Below are 23,164 nucleotides of genomic sequence, written 5' to 3' on the forward strand. Positions count from 1 at the left end.
TTTATTTCTCATTTAAAGATAAAGGTTTAGGAAAATACCAGTGAGAAGGAGAAACCTTTACATACCCCTGATCACCATATTTAAAGGATTTGCCCTTGAGCCAGTCATTATTTAGCTCTATGGAAAATTGCACATACTGGCCCCCCCAAAGCTGATAATAACTTTGGACAAAGGTCTTTATTCTTTGTAATTCGCTGTCATCCATTTCTCCCCGGATAACAAAAGTGACGCTATCAACGTTCTTATTCTCACTAAAAACAATCGACATTTTACTCAAGCCTTGCTCAGCTTCTTTCGCCACTAACGAATCTTTCATCTGATTAAAAACAATTGAATCAGCATAAGGTATTTCTTTTTTCAGCAATTCAGACAATCTGTTTTTCTGAGTATTGTCCAGACGCCCTCTTTCATAACTCAACAGAACAACCGGCTCTGTGGGATTGCTGAGATAAATGCGATGAAATTTTAACGCTGGCCAATGTTCATTCAGCCAAAGGCTAATACGCGACTCCTCTGCCGGGATATTGACCACTTTAACTGAAGATGAAGGTGGATTTCTTACCAAGGCTTGTTGTGCCCAATACATTGATTTTTCATCATTGGCCAGAATATAAGTTATCTTGTCTCTTCCCTGAAGATACTGATACTGATTCTTTTTATATCCAAGCAGAGACGAAATTTCTAAAATCTTACGCTGCTGGCTATTAAAATAGGTATAGCCCCAAACCGTTATGCACAGCGTGAGCAACAGGAGTATCAGCCCAGTCCAAAACCAACCTTTTTTCTTCTCCATCGGCTTTGACGTATTTTTGATTCCCGTTTCAGGATGGTTGAGGATATCCTGGCTCCACGTATCATGTTCAAAACGCGCGGCGAGATCTAAAGTACCGATATGAATCACTTCGTTAAGATTAACTGTATTTTCTATGTTACCGTCAGGTTTTAACTCTCGTAGTGTTAGAGTGGTTTTTTCATTTTGATTATTCTCCACCACGGCTTCAAAGCTAACACCGCCTTGTTCCATAGGAACAAATATCATATTTTCTGGAAGTACCGTTCCTGAATTTTGAGCGTGAATATTCTCCCGTTCAGACACGATAAATAAAGTTGTACCCGAGTCTAAAACAAACTCGCACCCTCGCAAGACACTGTTAAGTAGACGCACAACAATGCGTGGTGATGTGCCGCCATGTTCAGTTTCATTAACCATAATTGAGAGTTCTAGCCCCAAGCGCGCGTTATTAATTTATTGAAATATTCAAATTACTGGCGCTATTAGAAACATTTTTTAGAGTGAGATCTTGATTAAAAAATGATGAGAGATTGATGCAGGTTTACAGTCCGAAAGGAACAGGCTAAGTAGAAGAGTTAGCATGAAAAAGCGAGAGAGCCATATAAAATACGCCCTCTCAAAACACGAAGTAAATCTCAATAAAAATCATTATAAAACCATATAGTTAACCGTCAAGTTAACATTAATTTAGTAATGGATAGATGAATCGATCCGGCCGTTGAAAGAAGCTATTACTGCGGGAGAAAAACAGCGTTGAAGCTTCTTTTTCCTTCGCAGGAGGAACAAAGCGATAACCTCGTCCATATACGGTAACAATATAATCTTTATTCCCACCTAATAATCGCCTTAGGCCATAAACACAGCGGGTTAAAGACTCATCGGAAATCTGCACACCATGCCAGATTTTTTCAATAATCGTATCTTTAGAGAGCAGTTGCTCTCGTGAATCAAGAAACAATCTTAAGAGCGCCAATTCTTTCGGTGGAATAAGAATACGTTCGTTAAGATGCATAAGGTCGCCATCATAGCTTAATGAGTAATTACCAAATCGATGCTGAATCACTTTGCGGCCCTCATAGTTTACTCTTTCCTATGTTCACCCTTTAAAAAATCAAAAGGGAATATTAATTTTACAAGGTGTAATGTAAATCATTCTTATTATGCAACATATCTAACGAGTCGCAGCCATGCTGAAAAATAGACTAATCGGCCTGCAAATATAAACTCACAAGATATCTACATGCTTATATAATTAACCAGATCACTAAGTGATTACTTTAAAAAAACGATCATTATAATTATTATGATTTAGATTAAATTGATTTTTTTGAGGTCGTAACCTAAGGCCTTTTGATAAAGAAAGATTCTGCGCAATATCTTACTCACTGCCGATGATAAATATATACATATATTTACAAAACTATGATGGCTGATGCATTAACTCAAAGTGATTTGTGAGTCATTGATTTATCCTTGAGATAAGAAAATAATGATTTTCATTGAACATTAAGATACTACTAAAGAGTTACCGTATTTCTCATGACAATTTCGTAAAGGTCGCCAACGGTTTCAAACTGCTCGATATCCTGTTTATTGAAATCAAATCCGAATCGTTCTTCCAAAGCCATCGTAATATCAAGCAAAGCAACGGAGTCAGCATAAAGATCGTTAACAATGTGCTTATCTGGTGAAATATCAACCTGCTCACAAAATAGGCAGGACACCAAAACTTCATCAATAATCGCTTTCATATCTAATCTGTCCTTTAATTTCACCCTTCCTTATCTACAATAAGGAAAGGTGAAATTAGCTCAGTTAAATTTATTTGTTTGCGCTGCGAGGAGGCTGATACCCAGATAATGCCGAGGAAGAACCTGGACTCATCACTATTCGATCAGAATCAACCGCCGCAGGTGCAGGGTTTTTAGGTTTTAATCGTGACGCATCACGCCCTTTACTCTCATCTTCGAAGCGTTGGCGTTTGGCGGTAAATGATTCTGGATGCTCTTCGGGTACTGCATTTAAATTAGTATGTGCTGCATTTGGTGTCGAAATAGAATCTGTTTCAGTAATATTTAACGCTGTTTCAACCTGAGTCTGCACCGTAGGATTATTCAATGGCCGATTTGGCGGCATTATCACGCGGGTACGATTGACATTATGACTCTCTTGTTCTGGTGAGGAGGTTTTCTCCGCAGTCATCTTAGGCAAAAACTGGCCGCTATTACGAACCGCTTCACTACTTCTCCGGTTTAATTGATCAATTCGGTTTGGCGATTCCATTCCTCCGATAAAAGCAGGCCCTACAGTACGCGTATTAGGCGGATTGACATGATTTTGCTTCGGCAAATACGGAGTAACTGAATCCCACGTCGTAGTGGAACCATTAAACCGTGGCGGCACTACCCTATTATTTACCTGCGCGTTTGTCTCTGGCGCATTTATCTCAGCCTTAATCGGATTAGCTGTAATAGTCGCGGAACGAGTAGAGACTCCCGTTTCATGATTAGAATTCTTGCTACGCAGTACCACATCTGAATCAAGCTGTGAAATGCTATCTGTTACTACACGGGTTGACCGAGTTATCTCTGACTGATGAGAAACTTTTTTCTGGACCACCAATTCGTCGTGGGTATCTGTTTCAGTCGCAGGTACATGATCCCCCTGCGCTGACCTGTCGCGGGTCAAAATCGATTTATGATTCATCAAAGGCGCGGGGCTAATGGGTTCACGAACTTCCGTTGAATCCATTCCCGGCGTATTACCATCAACAAAAGTTGTGAATGGCGTTGGCTTGCTGTCATTACTAACACCAATGACCGACTTACCCATTGCCTCTCTTTGCGCGATGTCTTTCTGCCCATCGTTTTCCAGAGTTTTATCTGCAACATTAACGCGTTTAGTCTCCGTCGCATGAGCCGATGCTGGTCTGTCACCTGCCGGATAACCATTAATAGATGGGCTAAATACCGGATTAAATAAAGGGCTGATAGTCGGATTTACCGTAACAGTCGTTGGATTAGCCGGCTGAGTTGGCGATGAGGAACTAGCACCAAAGTAATAGTTGTAAGTATTGTAGGTTACTCCAGGCGCGTTTGCTGTTGGCGTGGCCGGTGCTGCCGGAGCGGCAGGCGTTTCTCTGTTCGGTGCCGCGGGCGGATTTGGGCCGTCGATGGTGTCTCCCTGCGGAGCGTTAATTCTCGATTGCAGAAGATCTAATACCACCGCAATCAGCTTGAAATCCTGAGTAAGATTCTCAAACCGCGACTTGGCACTGTCCGCTATATTTTGATCCCTTTGCCCATCGAGCAATGACAGTGATTCACGAAATATTTCGTGAGGATCGGCATTATCGCTAAAATAAGCAGACACCAGCGGCCACACCTGATTAACCAATATTTGTTCACCAAGTTTTTTCGGTTCCGCTGATCCCATACTAATTAGCTTCTGCTGCAATTCAGCAAATTTTTCGTGATTCTTTTTTGTACTATTATCGCCTAGCGCAGAATTATTACGCAATTTATCCTGTGTCAGCAGTTTGACTAAAGAATTAGCGATATCAGAAAACGCCTTGTCTTTACTCTCCCCTGTAAGCTGATTTTCGCAGCAATAGTTTTTGGTTTCGCTAAATAACTGCATAAATCTCAGGACATTATCTTTCCCCTTTGCATCAATGGCATTGTCTAATATTCCTTTGACCTCAGCCTTTTTGTCTGCCGGTAGCTCGGAGAGAAAGGCTTCTTTAGCCTGTTCCATATGCTGACCGTAAAAAATCTCGCCGGTTGGAATATCAGCGGGAGCATTTAAGGTCGCAGCACGAGCCTGCGGCTCAGGGGAGTTTGAACCCTGCAACTGCGACTGCGTTTGGGTATGTAACTGGGCACAAACGCTACGCACATTAGAACACTTGCTGCTGGGATTATTGCATGCAGGTTCTGTTGAGGGTTTAACAGGCACATTCTGTATGTGACTAATATTCGCAGCCACAGAAGACTGGCTATGGGTATTAGCGTTCTGCGTGATACGGCTGAAATCAAGTTGAGGAGTGACAGCCAGTTGTATAGAAGATGGCATATTCTTTCCTTATCGCTAATTACTGAAAAAGCTTTTGTCTGTCTCAAGCAAACTGGAGATAGTGCTACTGAGAACTTTAATTAAATTATCGAACGTGGAGCTGGCGGTACTGTATTTCTGTAAGTGGCTTTGCATAGCTGTTTGTAGTTTTTCTGCCTGCGCGTCAAAACCTGCCATCCAAGCCTGGAATTTGGCAGAGTTCATATCTTCAACATCGTTATGCGGCAGATCGCTTTTCATTTTTGTTAGCGGGCTGGTGTCTATGGTACAAACCCAAGAACCATCAGGCAGTTGTTTAACGCAGGTATCTGGATCAACACCTAATTCACTGGCCCATGCCTTTGCATCTTCCTTAGATGCCCCTTTAATCCCACCGGTCTCACTTTGTTTAGGAAATAAAACGGCGGCTTTAGTGACAGGGTTTACAGAATATTTTTTCAGTAATGCATCTAATTCCTTTCTGATCTCACCTGACTTCAGAATGATATTTCCGTCTTTACCGGAACTAATAAATTCCTGTAATTTAGATTTCAGATCGGAGAAATCACTGAAAAAATCAGAATATTGTTTCACTGCGTACTCATGGACGGATAAATAACTGTCATCCATTTCGCCAATGGCGTCGGCCAAGTCCTTATAAATATCCCAACTGGAGATCGGACCTTTATTTTCCGTAGGTTCTGTCGCAGGAGCGAACCGAACAGACCGAGCGGCAGCCTGTAATTCAGCCGCTTGTTCGTCCGTTAAGTCATAGTTCTCAGGATTTGCCTGCGCCAATTGTGCAATGGTTTGCAATTGCTTACTGGTGCTGTCAATTAACAATGTGCGGCGAGCAAGGCTGCTTTTATCCGAAGCCGCAGCACGTAATGCATCTAACTGCGTGCGAGCAAGAGCGTCACTTTTATCGGGTGTTAGCAATATCTCTAGCTGTTTATCACAATCCTGCTGACTTTTTCCCTCAGTAGAAAATGCGGCTAATCGCGCAGCTCGCTCAGGCTGACGCTGCTCAATATCGCGTAATGTGCCTAACAGCGCGTTGGCGCCCTGAGCGATTTTATCTGAATTATGCAAGGTATCTAACTGAGTTTTTGTTTTCGTCAAAACCTGTTGCCGGATGGTCATGCGAGCAGCTTTTGCCTCTTCATTAACCGCAGCGGCGGGAGCCTGCGACGTTTCATTAGAATTAACCGCTAAATGCTCGGAAAAACGCACAGTGTTGTGATTATTAGTAATTCCATCCATAACTGACTCACTTATCGCTCAGACATATGAAAAATCGCCCCCAAAACTCCGGGGGCTTAGCAACTACACTTTGTTATTGATCATGCTGCTGATCGTTTCATTTTTTGCCGTTACCGTTTGGAACAGCATATTCATCAGCAAATTCAGCAATTGCTTATCACGGTCGCTACGTTTGACTGATTCAGCATGGGTTTCCTGCTTGACGGATTTCTCATTTTCCTGAATCGCCGCGCCGGCTTTCTCTTCAGCCTCATTCACCTGGAACTGGGACGCCGCTACCGCCCCCATAGGGTTGCCCATCTGGCTGGCCGCGTTACCTTGACCAATGACTTTTTGCGCATTATTCATTTGGCGACTGCTTTCGATCCCCTTCAGCGTTGCACTGTATTGTTTATCGTGGATCGCGCCGCCTTCGATAATTGATTTATCATTCTGTAGTACGGCAGAGCCAGGTTTTTGCCCTGGCCCCACTTTGTTCAGAGCGCTGATACTTTTGTTCGCCTGATTCTGGAAATTAGCCTGTTGTTTGGACACATCAAGCGATTTATTCGACATTTTGGTGCCCTTCATCGCCCGAGCTTGCCCACCCACGGTGGTGGCCAAACCAACGACACCTTGAGTAATCGCTTGATTTCGTGCTTCTTTACCACTTTGGATAGTATGTGCGGCAGAGGCTTGCGCCGCTTTAGCCGAAAGCTCTAGCTGATGGCCGCCCAGCTTATTTTCCGCCACTCGCATTTCAGTCAATACTTTCACTGCAAGCATCACGACATTAGATAATCTGGCACCAAATGAATTATTAAGATTGGTGATGGCAAAGCCCTGTTTAGGCTGTGCTGCATCGGTAGCCTTGGTTTGTTCAGCAGCGAAATTGCTGACGCCGGTAATATGTTTCAGCTGCTCTTGCAACAGCGTTGGCTGGGTTTCAACCGTCGGTGCGGCAATCGCCGGTTTTGGCGTGTCGTCCGCAGGGCTCACCGCAGCGGTGGTTCTCTTCTCAGCCAAATCCACCATCATCAATTTACTCGCCGTTGGTTGAATCTCACCTTGAGGTTCTCGCAGCGCCGCCGCCTGAGGGCTAATTTTCCCCTCTGTTTTTACATTTTTATTTTCAGCCGTTGATTTATTCGATTCAGTCGGCTGATTCGTATTATTTGCATTTTTTTTAATTGACTCTTTATCGCCATTTAATTCTTTTTTTGTAATATCTAGATTCGGATAATTCAGAATAAGGTTGTGACTATTACTGCCAATGGATGATGACATATTATTTACCTATTAGGTTATGGAGTGATATTAAACGTGCATATTGCGAAGAATAGTACGTCCTGTGTCTTGTTGTTTAAGGAGTACCGAGGACATATTCTTCATCAACTCCTGCATTAGCGTTTGCTCTTGTTTAAAATACGCAAGAATCTGCTCTGAGAATTTTTTCAGTATTTCCATATCTGCGCTACCGAGTTTAAATGCCGCTAACGCCTCCATAGCATCAGCCTGTAAATTCCCTGCCACTATATTGCCGGTGGTTTGAGTCACGCCAGAGCCAACGGTGGTTACGCTACGTAACATCTCCATATTATTCAATTGCTTTTTCAATGCTACCGGATCTTTTGATAGTGACTTGGACAGGCTTTTGCTCGCTTGTTTGAAAACCTGATTCACTTGCTTACCGGCACTTTTAACTACTTTCGGCACCAGTTTTTTCAGCGCTTGCTCGATGGTTTTCTTAATCGTTTCCATAATCATATTTGTCATCGCCTTACCCATTTTTTCGATGACAAACTTAGCCGCTGACTTAGCAAAATAAGCTACGGCAATAATAACCGCAACGGTCACTGCGGCAGAAACTACGCTATGAATGGTATCCATCATATTTGCCCCGGTGGCTTTATCTATTGCTTTAAGCAATAAACCAATCGGAGTTTTATCAAATATCTCTTCCACTACTTTAGAAATTAATGACATTAATGGCATAAAGATATGTTCCATAAATGGATTTAAAATCATGCCAGTCAAAGATTGTCCCGTCGCCGCCTCCATAATAGGGTCGGCAACCATTAAACCTATACCTATTGCCATTAATGCTACTCCGGCGCCGCCAAATACCGATGTAATAGCACCAATGGCAATGGCTAGTCCGCCCAGAATATCAGCAATGCAGCCGGTCATCTTGCGCGTTTCTTCCGCCTTACGCAGTTGCTCATCGTATTCAGCGGCTTTTTTGGTCATATCCTTTTGACGCGCTTCCTGGAGTTTTTGCGTCATGGCTAAATCATTCTTTAATTTATTGATCGAGTTCTCACCTACGATTTCAATAAATTTCCCCATCAGCATGGTCATGGTGGCCATGCTGCTGAGCTGTTTTTCTTTCTGCTGATCGATTTGCCCAGCGATAGCTGCGTTGCCAGGTAAAGCGGCGCTGTATTTAACGTCCGCCGCCTTTATTAACCCTTCAAGTTTCGTTTGCAGACTCATGGCCGCTTGTTGCTTTTGATCCGCCACGGCCTGAGCTTTACTGGTTGCCGCCTCTGCCGTATTGAGATCGGACTGCGCGCCAGCGACTTTCTTTTCCGCGGCAATATAACGAGGATCGTCTTTTTCTACGCCTTCTCTCTTTAGCTTGTCCAGATCTGATTTGGCCTGATCGAGAAGCTCTTTTTTCTGCGATTGATTTTTATTAGCCGAGCCTAATTGGCTTACCGCATTTTCAAACTCAGATAAAGCCTGCTCGGTCTCGCCCATTGCTTTATCAATCTCGGCATTTGCCTTTTCTCCCTCTTTCTTACGCGCGTCCAGGGTAGACATTAATATGGAAAGGTTAGACGAGAGTTTACTCAATGCCATTTCACTGCTTAAATTCAGCATTTGAGTTAATAACAGCAACAGAGCTCCGTCTTTAGTCAGATTACTGTTCGCTTTTCTCAGGACTGGAGCTTCCTGTAAAAGCGCATTATTCAGCTCAACTTCAACATCACCACTAAGCGTTGGGTCAATGCCGGCGGAAATGATATTGCGTGCAGATTCTTGCGCTGCCTGCAATTTTTGATTGGCCGCCGCCATAATTGAACCACCCTGCTGCGGCAGCATTCGAGTTTTTTGCTTTAATGCCGCCATATTTTCATTGCTGGCGTCATTTAACAAATAGCCAGCAAGCTGGATAGGGGTATTATTAACACTCGTCGTAGCCATAATTTCTCCAATTACGTAACGATCTTCGGCTTAATCTGCCTCTTCGTTCGTTTCTTTCCTGTTTTGTCGAATAGTTTGTAAATAAACTTTCGCTTTTTTAATTAAATTTTCATCGTCACTACGCTTACACACCAAATCAAAACACTGCATGGCCTTAACAAAATTACCCATTAATAATTGACATTGACCGCTGAAGAATACCGGGCTGAAATTATCTTTCCCCATCACATAAGCAAGAGAATAGAGATCGCATGCCTTCTGATAGTTTTTCTTCAGCTGATTCACTGCGCCTAATCCAATAAAGTAATCGGTATTATTTAAGTCATACATACAGAGAAAACTGAAGAAATTTTCAGCCTCGTCTAAATGCCCCTTGTGATAAAACTGGTAGGCATGAGCATATATATGCTCCATCATTTCATCAGATACACCGTGAATGTCTTTTAGCATGGCACCCTGATTGAGAGCAGCCCACAGCATGTTTTCAATTTCATCATCGCTAATAATCGTATTTTCCTGGGTCATACCTTGTTATCTCCTAGGTTGTTCGTTACCGCGTGAATGCTGCTGCCGATAACGATATTTAATCATGGGTAAATAAAAACTACATTTAAGGAACGCTCATCCCCTTTCAAACACAGGCAATTCTTAAATAATGAGCGAAAAATATCTTTGTAAAACGATGTTTATTCTTTAGGGACCTCGCTGCTCCAGGCATTTTCAACCTGTTCAAGCCAGGCCAGTAAACGGAGTACTTCATCTAATTCCTCCATACTGACAAAGGAATAGCGTCGGTGAGTTTTGAAGATTTGTCGGGCTAATTTCACATCTTCGATTACTGGTATGCCGACCTTTTTCGCATAAGTACGAACGGCAATGGCTCGCTGATTGGTTTCCAGCACTGAAATGAAGGGGATTGGAATAACATCTACATTTAGATAAATTCCCACGGCGATGTGAGTTGGGTTAGCCACGATCACCTTGGAATTTTCAATGTCAGACTTCACCTGTTCCGACAACATTTCCATATGTATTTCTTTACGTTTGGATTTCATTTCCGGATTGCCATCCTGCTCTTTGGCTTCCCGTTTAACCTCTTGCTTATCCATTTTGTTGTCTTTGATGTGCAGGAAGAACTCAGCTAATGCATCCAGAATAATGACCATAAGCAGACAAGAGAGACATATCAGGATCAGCGAGTGAAACAGCACCCCCCAAACTAATATAATCTGCTGAGGCGCCCCGTTAACCTGCGAATAAAGGAGCTCTTTATTTTTTTCCCAAAAAATATTTGCGGCAACGATAAAACTAACCAAATACAAACATGATTTGATCACATCTTTAACTGACCGTAAGCTAAATAGCTTTTTCACACCGCTCGCAGGATTAAGCGCTGCAAAATTAATCTTTAGTGCTTTAGTGGCGATGAGAAATCCCGTTTGTAACAACGTCGGGAATACGGACGCAAATATGCATAGCAGTAAAAAGGGAAGCAATAACTTTAATCCCGTCCATGCCACCATTCGCGCATACTCATGGAAGGTACTGGAAAAACCATTTGCGATGGCTTCGGTAACGATTTTCCCCATTTCTAAAAAGCTCGATATATTAATAATGTACTCGGCACCAATTAAGATAAGACATGAGATAACCAAGTCCTTACTTTTAAAAGATTGGCCCTTTTTAGCCGCATCCTTCAGTTTTTTCTGCGTGGGTTTCTCTGTTTTATTTGATGACATAAAACGTCCATTTTACCGTATTATTTCAACCAGCCAAATAATGAATCCGCATGAAAGCGCATATTAATGACCTCGACTGGAATAATCGGGGTGAAATACAAAATAAGAATAAAGAACGCTATGCTGCTTTTAATCGTCAACGCCAGCGAAAATGCGTTCATTTGCGGGGCAAAACGGGATAATAAACCTAACAGCGCTTCAGCCAATAGAAAGCCGACCAAAACCGGACTGGCGAGAATAAATGCTTTCGCCATCATAATACTCAGGAAAGTTAGCGCTGGATAAAGGGAAGGCAAAGTAAAAGACAGTGGGTCCCAAAGTTGATAACTTGCTTGAAATACCTGAGAAATGAGCAAAAGCCCGCCGCTTTCTAATATAATCACGGCAGCAAACAAATTAAATAAATTGGCAAGTTCTGATGTATCGACACCACTTAATGGATCGATGCTACTACTTAGCGTCGCACCCCGCTGGTTATCAATCATGCTACCGACGGCATGTAATACCCATAATGGCCAGCAAAAAAAACAGGCCATTAATAGTCCAATGATAACTTCTTTTGCAACCAGCCCGAAATAAAACAACGTATCAAAATCAGGTAGTTCCTGGAGTGGATAAGGCCACAATGACACCCCCACAATCATGGCAACCGGCATACGGATCATACCCGTTAGAGTATTATTATTAAGGAACGGCAGTAGGATAAAAGAAGGCATCAACCTGGCCGAAGCCAATATCATTGCGTAGAGCCAGTCGTGAATATTAAAAAACAGTCCGATTTGCATAGGTTATTTCAACGCTATTGTTAATACTTCTTGAGCAAAGCCCAACAATACATCACCATACCAACCTGAAACTAAAAAAAGGCATAACGCGACGCTAAGTAATTTAATACCAAAGGGTAAAGTTTGTTCTTGTAGCTGCGTGACTGTTTGGATCAGGCCTACAATTAATCCGACGATGGTTGCCACGGCAATTGGCCCAGCGGAAAGCATTAGAATCAGATATAAGGCTTTATTACCGGCAAAGACGAGTTCATTCATTGTTCCAGCCCTCCGAGCTATAGAGCCAGATCCAGATACTGCGTGATTAGGCCTTTAGACAATAGCGACCAACCGTCCAGCACAATAAACAGCACCAATTTTATCGGCACAGAAATGGTCACCGGGCTCATCATCATCATTCCCAAAGCCAGCAAAATACTGGAAATTAGCAAATCAACTACCACGAAAGGTAGATATAAATAAAAGCCAATTTTAAAGGCACTTTTGATTTCACTTAGAGCGTAGGCTGGTAACAGGGATAAAATAGAAACCCTTTCGGTATCCTCTGCACTACCACTTTTAACACCGTCCCTTTTTAGCTGCGCATCAGAGAAGAAGCGCGCTAACTCCGGATCTGAATATTTTTCTAAATAGCGATGGTAACCTTCGAAGCCATTCTCTACGAAATAAGTCACCGACTCTACGCTGCTAATATCGACATTATTCTCGCGATAACTGTGGTAGCCCTCTTGCACCACAGGCATCATGACAAACATCGATAACAACAGCGCGATACCGTTAAGCGTCATATTTGAAGGGATTTGCTGCAATCCCAGCGCGTTTCTGACCATAACAAAGACAATGGAGAATTTGATATAGCAGGTGCCGCAGGCAATAATAAAAGGTAGTAAAGTGGCAAACGCTAATAGCCCAACAAGGGAAACATCATTTTCCATTGCCAGCCTCGTGGTATATCTCGGTTATTTCAACGCCTAAGCGATCTTCTATCCAAACTAATTCGCCGCGAGCCAGTGCCAGGCCATTACCGCTAATGATGATTTTCTTTTCCGCATCAGGATCACAGGTGAAAATATGTCCTTTATATAGTAATTCCAGTTCTTCAACCGTTACCTGAGTTTGTTGCAAGGTAAATGTTAAGCGAACAGGCATTTGAGAGCGAGGGGACAAACCCATAGATATTTCTTGGTCATGGCTACCATCACTCTGGTTATCCTGAGATTTGTTTTCTACAGGCATATCTGACATCGCTTCCTCTAGCATTATTTCATCTCCATTACGCTGGTAATATCTAATATGTTTGCCATGAATTGTTACTTGCTGCCTGACATCAGTAATAAGTAAAACATCACCGCAGATTAATTTATTAAGTAACCTTAAACTCCCCTTGCTACTTCCTATTTCAAAACATATCGGCAAAGGAAGATGGGATAAATCTGTCCGTTGATTTTTTGCTGGAATATTGACAGATTCGTGAACAAATTTAGTCAACCATACTCGACCGCGATCCGTATCTATGGCGTACAACGGAGTATTAAATAGCTTGTTATCTTCAACCGTCTCAATATTCTGCATTGATTGATAGCTAAATTCCGGCAACGCCATATTTATCGGCTGCGAGCATCCGATAAATAAATTTTTAATTTGTTCATTGGTAAAAGCGCTGGTCGCTAACCCTGCCTGTTCTGGCATCATTTGCATAAACCAGTTACGTAAATCAAGAAGGCCTTCCCAACCGGCATCAGTAGCAAATGACACCAGGCAAACATTTTGCGGAGGAATAGTAAAACTCACGTCGATACCTTGCCGTTCCCAATGTTCAGCAACACGTGACCAGACAAGTTGTTCCTGACTTATTTGACGAAAATACCGGCCAATCACTGAGCTTCCTCCTCGTCCTGAGTCGGTTGTTCCTGATGCTGTTTCTGCTGCTGTTGCGATTCCCCGTCACGCAATAAGCTCCAATGCTGGGGCATTTCTCCAGTGCCTAAACGCTGTTGAACCGTGGCGTCCGAGGGTTGAAAGACCACCTGAGCTGAGTGATTTTGGGTTTGCGTTGAAATATTGACATGATGTCCTTCACCCCATTGTTTAAAACGGTAAGTGAGTTTCCCTGGCCCTTCTATTTCATTATTTCCTGATTGCGGCTGTGGAAACTTATCGGTTTTTCCCATAGGCAATGCAGCCTTGGTTGCTATATCCACCACCGAATGGGTTGATTTATTCGGTACCGGATATAACCATTCAGGGCGCCCTTTATCTGAGGCTAGAGAATCCACTTTTACCTCTTTTTTAAACTGAGGAAATAAAGCTTCACTCTCTCCAGTAGCTGTCATATCAGTCGATGTCGGTTTGCCGCCAATCTGTTGCACAATATTTAACTTTTCATGATTCGGCGCAGTTAAATTTTGACGATCTCCATTGGCAGAAAACTCGCTGGTTTTATCTGTAGGGAACCGGGCAAGAGAAGCAACGGGTATGGCATCTGTGACATGGCTATTTTTCTGCAACGGCTGCGGATTTCTTATTACTTCAATATTTTTTGTTTCTTTTCCCGTCGGTAGAGCAGCCAGTAGGGATTTATCTGTCATATCTTTCGTTGTTAGACGCTCAGGAATCCTTTGCTGAAGCTGTGCGATCGGCTTAGCAGGAATTTCCTGAGTTAAATAATCCAAACGCGGATGAGTTGCCTGAAGCTTAGATCCTTTCAGCGCGCTTATTTCAGCCTTTTTGGTTGTAGAGTCAGCGTTATGACCAATTCCAAGCTGCAAGGCCAATAGCGGCGATAATAGGGTTGGCATAGACGGAACGGTTTTATCGGCGATCTCGGTAAAACGCTCGCCCTTTTCTTCCTGCTGTTTCTTTCTGACAATATCGGAAATAGGTTGCGCAACTTCGGAGATATTTTCCGTTCGCCCCGTATTGGCTCCTGAAACGCTATTTACTTGTTCCATGCAATAATCTCCTCAATTTCGGTTTCTTCCATTCGGTCGGCCATCTGGCGGTGAGCTTTCCGCTCAAGCATTTGCAAATGCTTGTATTTATCAGACTGATGAATGAGTCTCAGACGCTGCACCTGCGCCTTTTGCCTGTCCTCTTCACAGCTTTTCAGATCCGTTAGCTGCTGTACTTTTTCCAGGTCAATATTGGCAATTCGGCGACGAAGCGCGGACTGTTTCCGCTGTACTGCATACAGCATGGCGCGATTTAGTCCCTGCCCCTGCGGGCGCAAACTGTGCAACAGGCCGGTTGCCGCTTTGCGTTGAGCGTCTAGAGCCTGAACAGATTTTTGGCACTCACGTATCCGGCTATCAAGCTGCGTTAATATCCGCTCCTGACGCTGAGTTTTGCTTTCACTGCGCAGTAGTAGTGCAGTGAATTTACGAAGCAAATTCATGCAATTGACTCAATGTATTTTCAAATACAGCGTGTTCTTCAACGGGCTGACACAGCCAACGGAATAAATCATCACGTCGCTGAATAGCGCGATCGTTTTCCGCATTTTCTCCGGCGCTGTATTCCCCTAGGTCCACAAAAATCTGTAATTCTTCGATTTTCGCCAATATCCGTCGGACTTCGGCTGCGCTGTGTAAATGCGACGGTTGGCAAACCTGACCGGTTACACGACTCACACTGCGTAAAATATCAATTGCCGGATAATGATTTTTGGCCGCCAGTTTGCGGCTAAGGTAAAAATGTCCGTCCAAAATAGAGCGAATCTCTTCCGCAATTGGATCTGGTTCATCATCACTTTCCAGTAAAATGGTATAAAACGCGGTGATACTTCCACTATGAGTACAGCCGGGACGCTCGAGTAATTTTGGCAAAGCCTCAAATACCGAAGCCGGATAGCCTCGCCGGGCTGGTGCTTCGCCTGCGGCTAATGCCACATCCCGCAAAGCGCGGGCATAACGCGTAACTGAATCCAGAAACAGCACCACTTTTTTGCCTGAATCACGAAAATATTCAGCAACCGTGGTAGCCACTAAAGCCGCATTACAGCGATCCAAAGAAGAAAAATCCGAGGTGGCATAAATCAACACGCACTGCTGTTGCCGCCCAGACCTTCGTAAAATATCAGTAAATTCAGTCACTTCTCGGCCGCGCTCACCTATGAGTGCGATAACAAACACATCTGCATCTGCCTGCTCGATCAACATATGCATTAGCGTAGTTTTTCCGCAGCCTGCCGCAGCAAAAATACCGAGCCGTTGACCGATCCCGCAGGTAATCAAGCCGTCAATGGCTCGCACGCCAGTAATAAACGATTGACGAATACCTACGCGCTGCAAATATGATGGTGGCGGTGCATCAATGGGGCGAATTTCATGCCCCAATATGGCGGCGGAATCGGAGAATCGTTCGACGACTTGCCCTGAGGGATCTAATACACAACCTAATAATGAATGGGTCAGTGCGACCGTCAATGCGCTACCGGTTGGGCTAATCACGGCATCTCTGGATAAACCATTGGCGTTACCAATCAGGCTAAGTACCGCCAGATCGCGATTAAATCCCAGCACTTGGGCACGAGCAACCACCTCGGTACTTTGCCAATGCTGACGTATTTCACAGATTTCACCGATCTTTACCCCTGGCAGAACCGATTCAAGAATCGGCCCGCTCAGGCGCAAAGGATGAGCCTGATAACGGATCAATGGTATTTCACTCATTATTGAAGAATTTCCACAAACTTTTCTTGCAGCGCAAAGAACTCATCTAATGCTTCAGCAAATCGAGTACTGGTCTCGGTATAGCTTGAATTAACTAGCCCCTTTAATTCGATATACCCATCATTGGTGGCTAACTGTAATTGCCCTGACGGAGTGAAAGCGCAGCCTTCCATTAAAGTTTTTAAAAGGTCATCAGCTTTTTGACTTAATACGTGAGTATTTTCCTCACCAATACGCGACCATAACCAGACCTGATCGTCAATCAGGCTAATTAACATGCTGGCACGATCTGAAAAATCTAGCGATATAGTCGAGTGGCCGTCGAAATCATTTAATAACGATTCATCGCAGCCTGTTTCCAATAGTGTGTCACGAATTAAAGTTACAATATCTAGATTCATTATTATCTCCTTGTTGATTAGACAGTTCTTAAAACATCAATAGATACGCTATCCGTGATTTCGCCAAAAGACATTACCTCCAAGTCTTTAAACTGAGAATCTATAAAGCGCTTAACAAATCGCCTTATATCTACCGAAGATAAAATAACCATGTCTTTATTAGATATTGTCAATTTATCTGTGGCTAACGTCAGCGCATCAATGAGTTCCTCCGCTACCGCAGGTTCCAGATTCAAAAATGAACCACCGGAGGTATTTCTTATTCCCTGCCGTAATTTCTCTTCAAACTCCGCAGAGAGATTAATAACGCGTAGCGTCTCTCCCTGTGAAAATTTATGGCATATATAACGCGATAATGAAGTACGTACGTGTTCAACTAACGCAATCACGTCTTTTTCTCTGGGCGCCCATAAAGCCAGCGACTCCATAATCATCTTCATATTACGGATAGATATCTTTTCGCTCAGCAAGCGTTGAAATACCTCGGCAATACGCTGAACCGTCGCGTGACGCAGGACTTCTTTCATCAGGTCAGGATATTTATTATCTAACTTATCTAATAAATCTTTGGTTTCCTGTACGCCAAAATACTCATTAACGTGGCGAACCAGAGAAACTGACAGACAGTAATAGAGCTCATCAATTGCCGGTCTAAGCTGATAGCCTAGCTGTGTAAGCGATGCCTGATTAGTGCTATCGGTCCAACTTTCTTTATTATGGGTAACGCATTCAACACCTAACTGCTTTAGCTCATCGGTACTGTTGACGATACGCAGCAGGCCAAAGTAAATATTAAATTCGTCCGCTTTTATTTCATTTATTAAGATGGCGACGGTATTAGCACTAAGATTATCCGATGCCTTCAACATCATTTCAGGCAAATGAATGCCGTAATCGATAAAGAATTGACTCCGATAACGCTCCACCACGCTGGCTTTCTGTAATGCGGCCAGTTGCGCTGTCGGAACCAATAGGATTAAAGGCACTGTTTCTGCCGCCACGCTATCCAGATCACCAATTAGCCCCAGAGATGTCCCTTCGGCATCGATATTCTTTTCTCCTGAAGCTATTTCTGCCGGAGCATTCTTTTTAGCTGCATGGCGCTTTTTCTCACTCCATTTGAAATAGAATAATCCACTGAGTCCTGCGGCGAGAATAGCAAAAATAAAGAACGGGAAACCCGGTAAACTGCCAATTCCTAGCGCCAGCATGGCAGCAATCAGCAACACAAATGGGTTGCCTAATAACTGGTCCATCATGGTCTGGCCCATATTATCGCCATCGCCGTTGACTCTGGTGACAATAAAACCGGCGCTGATAGCAATCAGCAGAGATGGAATTTGAGCCACTAATCCATCACCAATAGTCAGCATGGTGTATGTCGCCAGCGCTGTGGACATATCCATGCCATGCTGGCTAATGCCCACGCCCATACCGCCAATAAAGTTGATGAAAATGACGATAATGCCAGCGATAGCATCACCTTTAATAAATTTCATCGCGCCATCAAAAGAACCGTAGAGCTGGCTTTCTCTTTCAACCACGCTGCGGCGCTCTTTTGCTGCATCTGCATCAATAGAACCCGCCCGGAGATCGGCATCAATCCCCATCTGTTTACCAGGCATTCCATCCAGAGAAAAACGAGCGGCAACTTCCGCAACGCGTTCTGCGCCTTTGGTAATGACCATAAACTGCACTATGGTCACAATAGAGAAAATAACAAAGCCAACGATCAGATTATCGCCAATAACGAACTGGCCGAATGTCGCAATAATATCGCCTGCATCAGCATCATTAAGTATCAATCGACTGGTGCTAATAGATAGAGCCAACCTAAACAGCGTGGTTATCAGCAGTACGGCTGGAAAGGTCGAAAAACTCAATATTCTGTCAATATAAAAAGACGACAGGAAAACCAATGCAGAAATAACAATATTCAGGCCAATGAGAAAATCGACCAGATAAGTCGGCAGTGGTATAACCAACATGGCAATAATGACAATAACCAGCAGTAGAATAAATAACTCTGGATGCCGTCTAGTTTTAATAAGAAATTCAGTAATCAAAATCAGGTTCCATTATTGATGCCAACAGAGTTATAAATCATATACGCAATAAGAAATTAACAGTAAAAGGTCTACTGCAATTTCAGGCACAACCCGACATGCTCGAATTCATAATAACGGGCGGTGGTTTAACAATAGAGTCAGTGTGCGAGCCGGGTAATTTTTTCGTTTACTCTAAATTGCCCCGACGAAGCTCAATTAACTCGTAGCGATAGGCTATTGTTGCCAATCTCTCGAATTCCCGCGCTAATACATCGGCATCTTCAGGTTCATAAAATAATTCTCTGGGTAAATTTTTACAGGCTTGCGAGATAATATGTAGTAACGAGGAACGTTCCGCGTGTTTACTTAATTTTATTCTCTCACCAATCGCTTCTTGTAAATAATCTTTTATATGTTCCGGATGCTGTAATACGCATAGCATAAATAACAACCAAGCTTGTTCCGAATCGTTATGCGCCCGTATTAAGGCATTTTTCAATACGTTATCTATAAAGGCACTGTCGCTTGAACGAATCAGTTTTACCTGTCCTAACCGCCCTAATAAATTACCAAATTCAATATGAGAACAACTTGGATCCTGGGCATCCATATCGCTAAGCAGCGAACTTTCCATAAAATCGACCACCGCGGCACGATGCTTAGCGCCATATGTCGAAATCCAATCTTGATAAACTTCGACCTCATGGGCATCACTCTCTAAAAAATCACGGTAACTCTCGCGCATGAGTGCCGGATCAAGCTGCAGTGCCTTCCCAAATAAGCGGGCCTTAAACGCCACATTTATTCCAGCTTTAAGCCGGCGCGGATTAGCCTGCTTTTCAACCTGCTGCAACATGATTTTAAGGCGGCGTCTAACTACCTCATCAATATTGCGGCGACGTAGCAGTTCGCGCAGCACCAAAACCAGATCGCTGTCATCAGGAAATAATGAGCGCACCTGTTGCAATAGATTCTTTATATTTGAACCATCGACACTCGACGTGACTTTTAATAATGCATAGACTTTAGGCAGTACGTCCTCGTCCAAAATTTGTTCAAAGCTGCTTTCACTCGCACTACCAATCTTTTTTTCATAATCTCGACGATTGCGAAATTGCGATAATAGAATTGACATTTCATCAATAGAGTCGCCAAAACGCTGCACCGCGGCGGCTGGTGAATCATCTGCAATATTCTGCGTTTCGTCACTATTCACAGCCCCTTCTTGGGCAGCTTTTTGCGTATTAGCACTTTTTTCACTGCTCACCTTATCCCGACGTAACTGGTACAAATCGAGTGATGAAGAGGAAAACTTGCCAATATCTATAGCCATTTCTGGCTATCCACATAATTTCGCATCCAGTCTTGCAACGCAGGATTGGCCAGATTTTTTTGCATATCGGCAATAAGATTACTGGCATCCGGTTGTAACGGAGATTCAATCTCTCGCGGCTGAATCAGGAAAACCCGTACCGTATTAGAGTTGCGCGATTTTTTATATCTAAATAACCCGCCTATTAGAGGAATATCTCCCAATAGTGGAACTTTGGCCTCCCCATCGGTACTTTCATCTCGCGTATAACCGCCAATTAACAAGCTTTTCCCTCTGGGCACCCTGGCAATAGTACTGATATTGGTGCGTCCAACTTCCGGTAAACCATTTGGAGTGTCTGAAGAGACAGGAACCTGCGACCCATCTTCTACGTTCAGCATCATTTCAATTTCGTTACCATCGGTAAAACGCGGTAATACGTTAACCGAAGTACCATAGGTAATATGCTGTAATTCAACGCTACGCTCACCGATCAATTGAGTATAAAACGTCCGGCTGTTATCAAAAATGGCAGGAATATTCTCCTGTGTTAATACCATCGGACGGGAAACTATATTCGCCTGGTTCTTTTGGCTTAATGCCAGCACTGAGGCCATAAATGTTGCGCCATCTACAGTACTGGATGCTCCACCGTTAAAAGAAATCCCTAGTTTCCCCCCAACATTCACGCCACCATTCCATTCAACGCCCATTTGTTCCAGCGCATCTTTTTGCAAATCGACAATCCACACCGATAGCTCAATATGGCGCTTGGGCAAATCCAGAACACTGACAATATTTTGCACGTATGAGACTTGCTCAGCGCTTCCTTTAACCAATAGACTATTGGTTCCCGGATTAGCCACAATCTGAAAACCCGAGGCTGAAGGACGCCCCCTTATTGCCGTAGTCAAATCTGCAAAAGGTAATTTGGGTTTTGCCTGACTGACACCGGGAAATTCATCCAGCCGAGGAGGTAAATCCGTGGCAATAGTATCTGTCGCCGGTGCTGGCACCATAACATCCCCACCGGATTCATTACCGTTAAGTAATTGCTGAACAATGCTAGCGGCTCCCGGAATAATGATCCTATCGTCACGATATTTAAAATCACGATCCTGAACAAACGTATTAAACAACGGGATAGACGCAACTTTTGAGCGTCCATCCAAATCGTTGTTCTTTTCATCTAAGAATTTGGCTGTATTTGTCACCAATTCAACATAGATCGGGGGCCCAGATACATAAAACGTGGAACTCACGCTATCTGAGCGCAATGGGTAACGCTGATCATATAGACCAGATTTACGCAAAAAATTGCTCACCGCTGAAAAAGAGGTGTTTCTTAATACCACCACGGCATTGCGCATCTCTGATGCATCGTAAATATAAATAGCCTGCCCATCGTGATACCAAATCAGCCCTAACTGCGCCGAAATGTTGTCAATTAAACGCTGAGGATTATTAAGATCAAACTCCCCGCTAATCTTCTTTCGCGCCACGGCTTTGCTGATAATAATTGGCTTATTCATTCTTGATGACAAAGCGTCAATCAGCCCTTTTATATCATTTTGCCGTGCTACATAGCCCGAAAGACTTGATGAATCTTCCTCAGAAAATGCCTTTTCAGGCATGCCTGCTAGTACAACCACCCCTAAAATACAGACGCAGGTTCTTTTAAAACCAATAACATAATTCATTTTTTAGCATCGCTGATAATGACATCTTTCAGGCTACGTGGAGAAACACCTAATGATATTTTGACGTCGTTAGAAAAATGAGAAAGAGACGAATAACCATGCTTCATCGCCAACGTAGTCAAACTTTTCTGTTCTCCCATCAGATCTAATAACGCCCGAACTAGCCGCCAATCGCACATTTCTACTTTGGTTGTATTACCCAAAGCCTTACGCGTCAGGCGGCGAAAATGAGACACAGAAACGCCATAGCGTGCGCCCAAATCCTGCAAACGTTCGGTGCTATCCGCTTCCTGTAGTAAAAATCTGACTAAGCGATACCATTCGGTAGAACGTAAGATGCTGGCGATATTCCCCGTTCCGGAGTCTGCCCGTAACGATTGACGGATTAACCAATACTCAATATGTTTAAAAGTCACATTCTCTTGAAACCCTAGGGGTTCAAACCCCCAGCAAATATCATTGTTACGTTCAAAACCTACGCGATTAAGCGAAGTATCTATAAATGCCTGTAGCTTGCACAGGGCAATGAGATCCAATGACCGATAGCGCATACTCCCTTCGATAATATGCAATGACATTGGTAAAAAAGCCGCGATACCCGTTTCACCCGGCTTAAACTGGCAGGTAACATCGCTGCCGTTCTCACCGATCAATTTAAAATCAACACCGGTGCTTTTATGAGGTTCAGTCAGCAACAGCTGCGGCTTTTGAAACTCTAACCGATCATTTTGTTGTAGATATAGATGAGTACTAAGCCTATCCATAAGTTAGTTACCATTCGTTTCAGAAACATTCCGACATATTCGATTAAAGATATATCTATTATATTCTTTATAGGGAGCGTCATGATCTCTTGGCTCAATATATGTCTTTGATTCAGTAAAAACATGATGAGAAAATGACGAGACACTGCGTAAGAGTATATCGATAACGTTAGTATTAACGAGAGGAAATTTAATTATCTAGGAAAGAGTGTTACCGTTCCCCATCAATTCCTGATGTAGAACAGATTGTACCAGTGACAAACAATCACCCATTGATTTAGCGTTATTTAATAAATATCCTAACCCTATCTGATAAGATTAAAAATCAAGCATTATAAATAAAAACCAATAAATACAATGAATTACAAATGAAATCAAAAAACAAAAATGGAAGATCAATACAAATTATGATTGTGTTTAATATTAATATTACTAATCCACCGGATG

At 43.1% G+C, this 23,164-nt stretch carries 21 protein-coding genes; all 21 read right to left on the reverse strand.

The window, feature by feature from the left end; genetic code table 11:
* Position 1 precedes the first annotated feature (1 nt).
* The gene (locus DBA33_RS14815; RefSeq protein ID WP_071925616.1) at positions 2–1,210 is read right to left on the reverse strand and encodes a PrgH/EprH family type III secretion apparatus protein; all 1,209 of its coding nucleotides are present in this window, start codon (positions 1,208–1,210) and stop codon (positions 2–4) included.
* 265 nt (positions 1,211–1,475) lie between these two features.
* Complete coding sequence (locus tag DBA33_RS14820; RefSeq protein ID WP_128821904.1) at positions 1,476–1,856, reverse strand: winged helix-turn-helix domain-containing protein; 381 nt, start codon at positions 1,854–1,856, stop codon at positions 1,476–1,478.
* A 454-nt stretch (positions 1,857–2,310) separates the two neighbouring features.
* A complete protein-coding gene (locus DBA33_RS14825) occupies positions 2,311–2,544 on the reverse strand; it encodes a phosphopantetheine-binding protein (RefSeq protein ID WP_084414358.1) in 234 nt (77 codons plus the stop codon).
* Between the two features lie 70 nt (positions 2,545–2,614).
* Positions 2,615–4,867 carry a hypothetical protein gene (locus tag DBA33_RS14830; RefSeq protein ID WP_120806711.1) on the reverse strand — a complete coding sequence of 751 codons (2,253 nt, stop codon included), beginning with the start codon at positions 4,865–4,867 and terminating at the stop codon, positions 2,615–2,617.
* A gap of 15 nt (positions 4,868–4,882) precedes the next feature.
* Positions 4,883–6,109: a type III secretion system needle tip protein SctA gene (sctA, locus tag DBA33_RS14835; protein ID WP_120806712.1), complete on the reverse strand. Its 1,227-nt coding sequence runs from the start codon at positions 6,107–6,109 to the stop codon at positions 4,883–4,885.
* A 63-nt stretch (positions 6,110–6,172) separates the two neighbouring features.
* Complete coding sequence (locus DBA33_RS14840) at positions 6,173–7,375, reverse strand: hypothetical protein (protein ID WP_064517807.1); 1,203 nt, start codon at positions 7,373–7,375, stop codon at positions 6,173–6,175.
* A gap of 30 nt (positions 7,376–7,405) precedes the next feature.
* Positions 7,406–9,298 (reverse strand): type III secretion system translocon subunit SctE, encoded by a 1,893-nt coding sequence (gene sctE, locus DBA33_RS14845; RefSeq protein ID WP_064517805.1) that lies wholly within the window; start codon positions 9,296–9,298, stop codon positions 7,406–7,408.
* Between the two features lie 30 nt (positions 9,299–9,328).
* Complete coding sequence (gene sicA / locus DBA33_RS14850; protein ID WP_064517803.1) at positions 9,329–9,823, reverse strand: type III secretion system translocator chaperone SicA; 495 nt, start codon at positions 9,821–9,823, stop codon at positions 9,329–9,331.
* Between the two features lie 161 nt (positions 9,824–9,984).
* Positions 9,985–11,037 carry an EscU/YscU/HrcU family type III secretion system export apparatus switch protein gene (locus DBA33_RS14855; protein ID WP_064517800.1) on the reverse strand — a complete coding sequence of 351 codons (1,053 nt, stop codon included), beginning with the start codon at positions 11,035–11,037 and terminating at the stop codon, positions 9,985–9,987.
* A gap of 20 nt (positions 11,038–11,057) precedes the next feature.
* Positions 11,058–11,822, reverse strand: a complete 765-nt coding sequence (sctT, locus tag DBA33_RS14860; RefSeq protein ID WP_064517798.1) for a type III secretion system export apparatus subunit SctT — start codon at positions 11,820–11,822, stop codon at positions 11,058–11,060.
* 3 nt (positions 11,823–11,825) lie between these two features.
* Positions 11,826–12,080 carry an EscS/YscS/HrcS family type III secretion system export apparatus protein gene (locus tag DBA33_RS14865; RefSeq protein ID WP_049596341.1) on the reverse strand — a complete coding sequence of 85 codons (255 nt, stop codon included), beginning with the start codon at positions 12,078–12,080 and terminating at the stop codon, positions 11,826–11,828.
* Positions 12,081–12,097: 17 nt separating this feature from the next.
* Entirely contained in the window at positions 12,098–12,757 is a 660-nt protein-coding gene (locus DBA33_RS14870; protein WP_064517796.1) for an EscR/YscR/HrcR family type III secretion system export apparatus protein, read from the reverse strand.
* Positions 12,747–13,700 (reverse strand): type III secretion system cytoplasmic ring protein SctQ, encoded by a 954-nt coding sequence (sctQ, locus tag DBA33_RS14875; protein WP_064517794.1) that lies wholly within the window; start codon positions 13,698–13,700, stop codon positions 12,747–12,749. The genes DBA33_RS14870 and sctQ overlap by 11 nt, the downstream gene beginning before the upstream one ends.
* Entirely contained in the window at positions 13,697–14,773 is a 1,077-nt protein-coding gene (locus DBA33_RS14880; RefSeq protein WP_064517792.1) for a type III secretion system needle length determinant, SpaN/EivJ family, read from the reverse strand. The genes sctQ and DBA33_RS14880 overlap by 4 nt, the downstream gene beginning before the upstream one ends.
* A complete protein-coding gene (locus tag DBA33_RS14885; protein WP_064517789.1) occupies positions 14,761–15,216 on the reverse strand; it encodes a hypothetical protein in 456 nt (151 codons plus the stop codon). Before DBA33_RS14885 ends, DBA33_RS14880 begins: the two co-directional genes overlap by 13 nt.
* Positions 15,200–16,492 carry a type III secretion system ATPase SctN gene (sctN, locus tag DBA33_RS14890; protein WP_064517786.1) on the reverse strand — a complete coding sequence of 431 codons (1,293 nt, stop codon included), beginning with the start codon at positions 16,490–16,492 and terminating at the stop codon, positions 15,200–15,202. Before sctN ends, DBA33_RS14885 begins: the two co-directional genes overlap by 17 nt.
* Complete coding sequence (gene spaK / locus DBA33_RS14895; protein WP_084414357.1) at positions 16,492–16,893, reverse strand: hypothetical protein; 402 nt, start codon at positions 16,891–16,893, stop codon at positions 16,492–16,494. The genes sctN and spaK overlap by 1 nt, the downstream gene beginning before the upstream one ends.
* A gap of 17 nt (positions 16,894–16,910) precedes the next feature.
* Positions 16,911–18,959, reverse strand: coding sequence for an EscV/YscV/HrcV family type III secretion system export apparatus protein (locus tag DBA33_RS14900; RefSeq protein ID WP_064517781.1), 2,049 nt, complete (start codon positions 18,957–18,959; stop codon positions 16,911–16,913).
* Positions 18,960–19,128: 169 nt separating this feature from the next.
* Positions 19,129–20,274: a type III secretion system gatekeeper subunit SctW gene (gene sctW, locus DBA33_RS14905; protein ID WP_084414356.1), complete on the reverse strand. Its 1,146-nt coding sequence runs from the start codon at positions 20,272–20,274 to the stop codon at positions 19,129–19,131.
* Positions 20,265–21,953, reverse strand: coding sequence for a type III secretion system outer membrane ring subunit SctC (gene sctC / locus DBA33_RS14910; protein ID WP_120806714.1), 1,689 nt, complete (start codon positions 21,951–21,953; stop codon positions 20,265–20,267). The genes sctW and sctC overlap by 10 nt, the downstream gene beginning before the upstream one ends.
* Positions 21,950–22,717, reverse strand: coding sequence for a helix-turn-helix domain-containing protein (locus DBA33_RS14915; protein ID WP_071925615.1), 768 nt, complete (start codon positions 22,715–22,717; stop codon positions 21,950–21,952). Before DBA33_RS14915 ends, sctC begins: the two co-directional genes overlap by 4 nt.
* Between the last annotated feature and the right edge of the window lie 447 nt (positions 22,718–23,164).

The organism is Yersinia sp. IP36721 (genome assembly GCF_003634395.1).
Lineage (GTDB): Bacteria > Pseudomonadota > Gammaproteobacteria > Enterobacterales > Enterobacteriaceae > Yersinia > Yersinia entomophaga.

What these genes read in the sequence shown, in the direction of transcription:
- DBA33_RS14815 (WP_071925616.1), bottom strand. Translation starts at nt 1,210, where the DNA reads ATGGTTAATGAAACTGAACATGGCGGCACATCACCACGCATTGTTGTG.
- DBA33_RS14825 (WP_084414358.1), bottom strand. Translation starts at nt 2,544, where the DNA reads ATGAAAGCGATTATTGATGAAGTTTTGGTGTCCTGCCTATTTTGTGAG.
- DBA33_RS14830 (WP_120806711.1), bottom strand. Translation starts at nt 4,867, where the DNA reads ATGCCATCTTCTATACAACTGGCTGTCACTCCTCAACTTGATTTCAGC.
- sctA (WP_120806712.1), bottom strand. Translation starts at nt 6,109, where the DNA reads ATGGATGGAATTACTAATAATCACAACACTGTGCGTTTTTCCGAGCAT.
- DBA33_RS14840 (WP_064517807.1), bottom strand. Translation starts at nt 7,375, where the DNA reads ATGTCATCATCCATTGGCAGTAATAGTCACAACCTTATTCTGAATTAT.
- sctE (WP_064517805.1), bottom strand. Translation starts at nt 9,298, where the DNA reads ATGGCTACGACGAGTGTTAATAATACCCCTATCCAGCTTGCTGGCTAT.
- sicA (WP_064517803.1), bottom strand. Translation starts at nt 9,823, where the DNA reads ATGACCCAGGAAAATACGATTATTAGCGATGATGAAATTGAAAACATG.
- DBA33_RS14855 (WP_064517800.1), bottom strand. Translation starts at nt 11,037, where the DNA reads ATGTCATCAAATAAAACAGAGAAACCCACGCAGAAAAAACTGAAGGAT.
- sctT (WP_064517798.1), bottom strand. Translation starts at nt 11,822, where the DNA reads ATGCAAATCGGACTGTTTTTTAATATTCACGACTGGCTCTACGCAATG.
- DBA33_RS14865 (WP_049596341.1), bottom strand. Translation starts at nt 12,080, where the DNA reads ATGAATGAACTCGTCTTTGCCGGTAATAAAGCCTTATATCTGATTCTA.
- DBA33_RS14870 (WP_064517796.1), bottom strand. Translation starts at nt 12,757, where the DNA reads ATGGAAAATGATGTTTCCCTTGTTGGGCTATTAGCGTTTGCCACTTTA.
- DBA33_RS14880 (WP_064517792.1), bottom strand. Translation starts at nt 14,773, where the DNA reads ATGGAACAAGTAAATAGCGTTTCAGGAGCCAATACGGGGCGAACGGAA.
- DBA33_RS14885 (WP_064517789.1), bottom strand. Translation starts at nt 15,216, where the DNA reads ATGAATTTGCTTCGTAAATTCACTGCACTACTACTGCGCAGTGAAAGC.
- sctN (WP_064517786.1), bottom strand. Translation starts at nt 16,492, where the DNA reads ATGAGTGAAATACCATTGATCCGTTATCAGGCTCATCCTTTGCGCCTG.
- spaK (WP_084414357.1), bottom strand. Translation starts at nt 16,893, where the DNA reads ATGAATCTAGATATTGTAACTTTAATTCGTGACACACTATTGGAAACA.
- sctW (WP_084414356.1), bottom strand. Translation starts at nt 20,274, where the DNA reads ATGGCTATAGATATTGGCAAGTTTTCCTCTTCATCACTCGATTTGTAC.
- sctC (WP_120806714.1), bottom strand. Translation starts at nt 21,953, where the DNA reads ATGAATTATGTTATTGGTTTTAAAAGAACCTGCGTCTGTATTTTAGGG.
- DBA33_RS14915 (WP_071925615.1), bottom strand. Translation starts at nt 22,717, where the DNA reads ATGGATAGGCTTAGTACTCATCTATATCTACAACAAAATGATCGGTTA.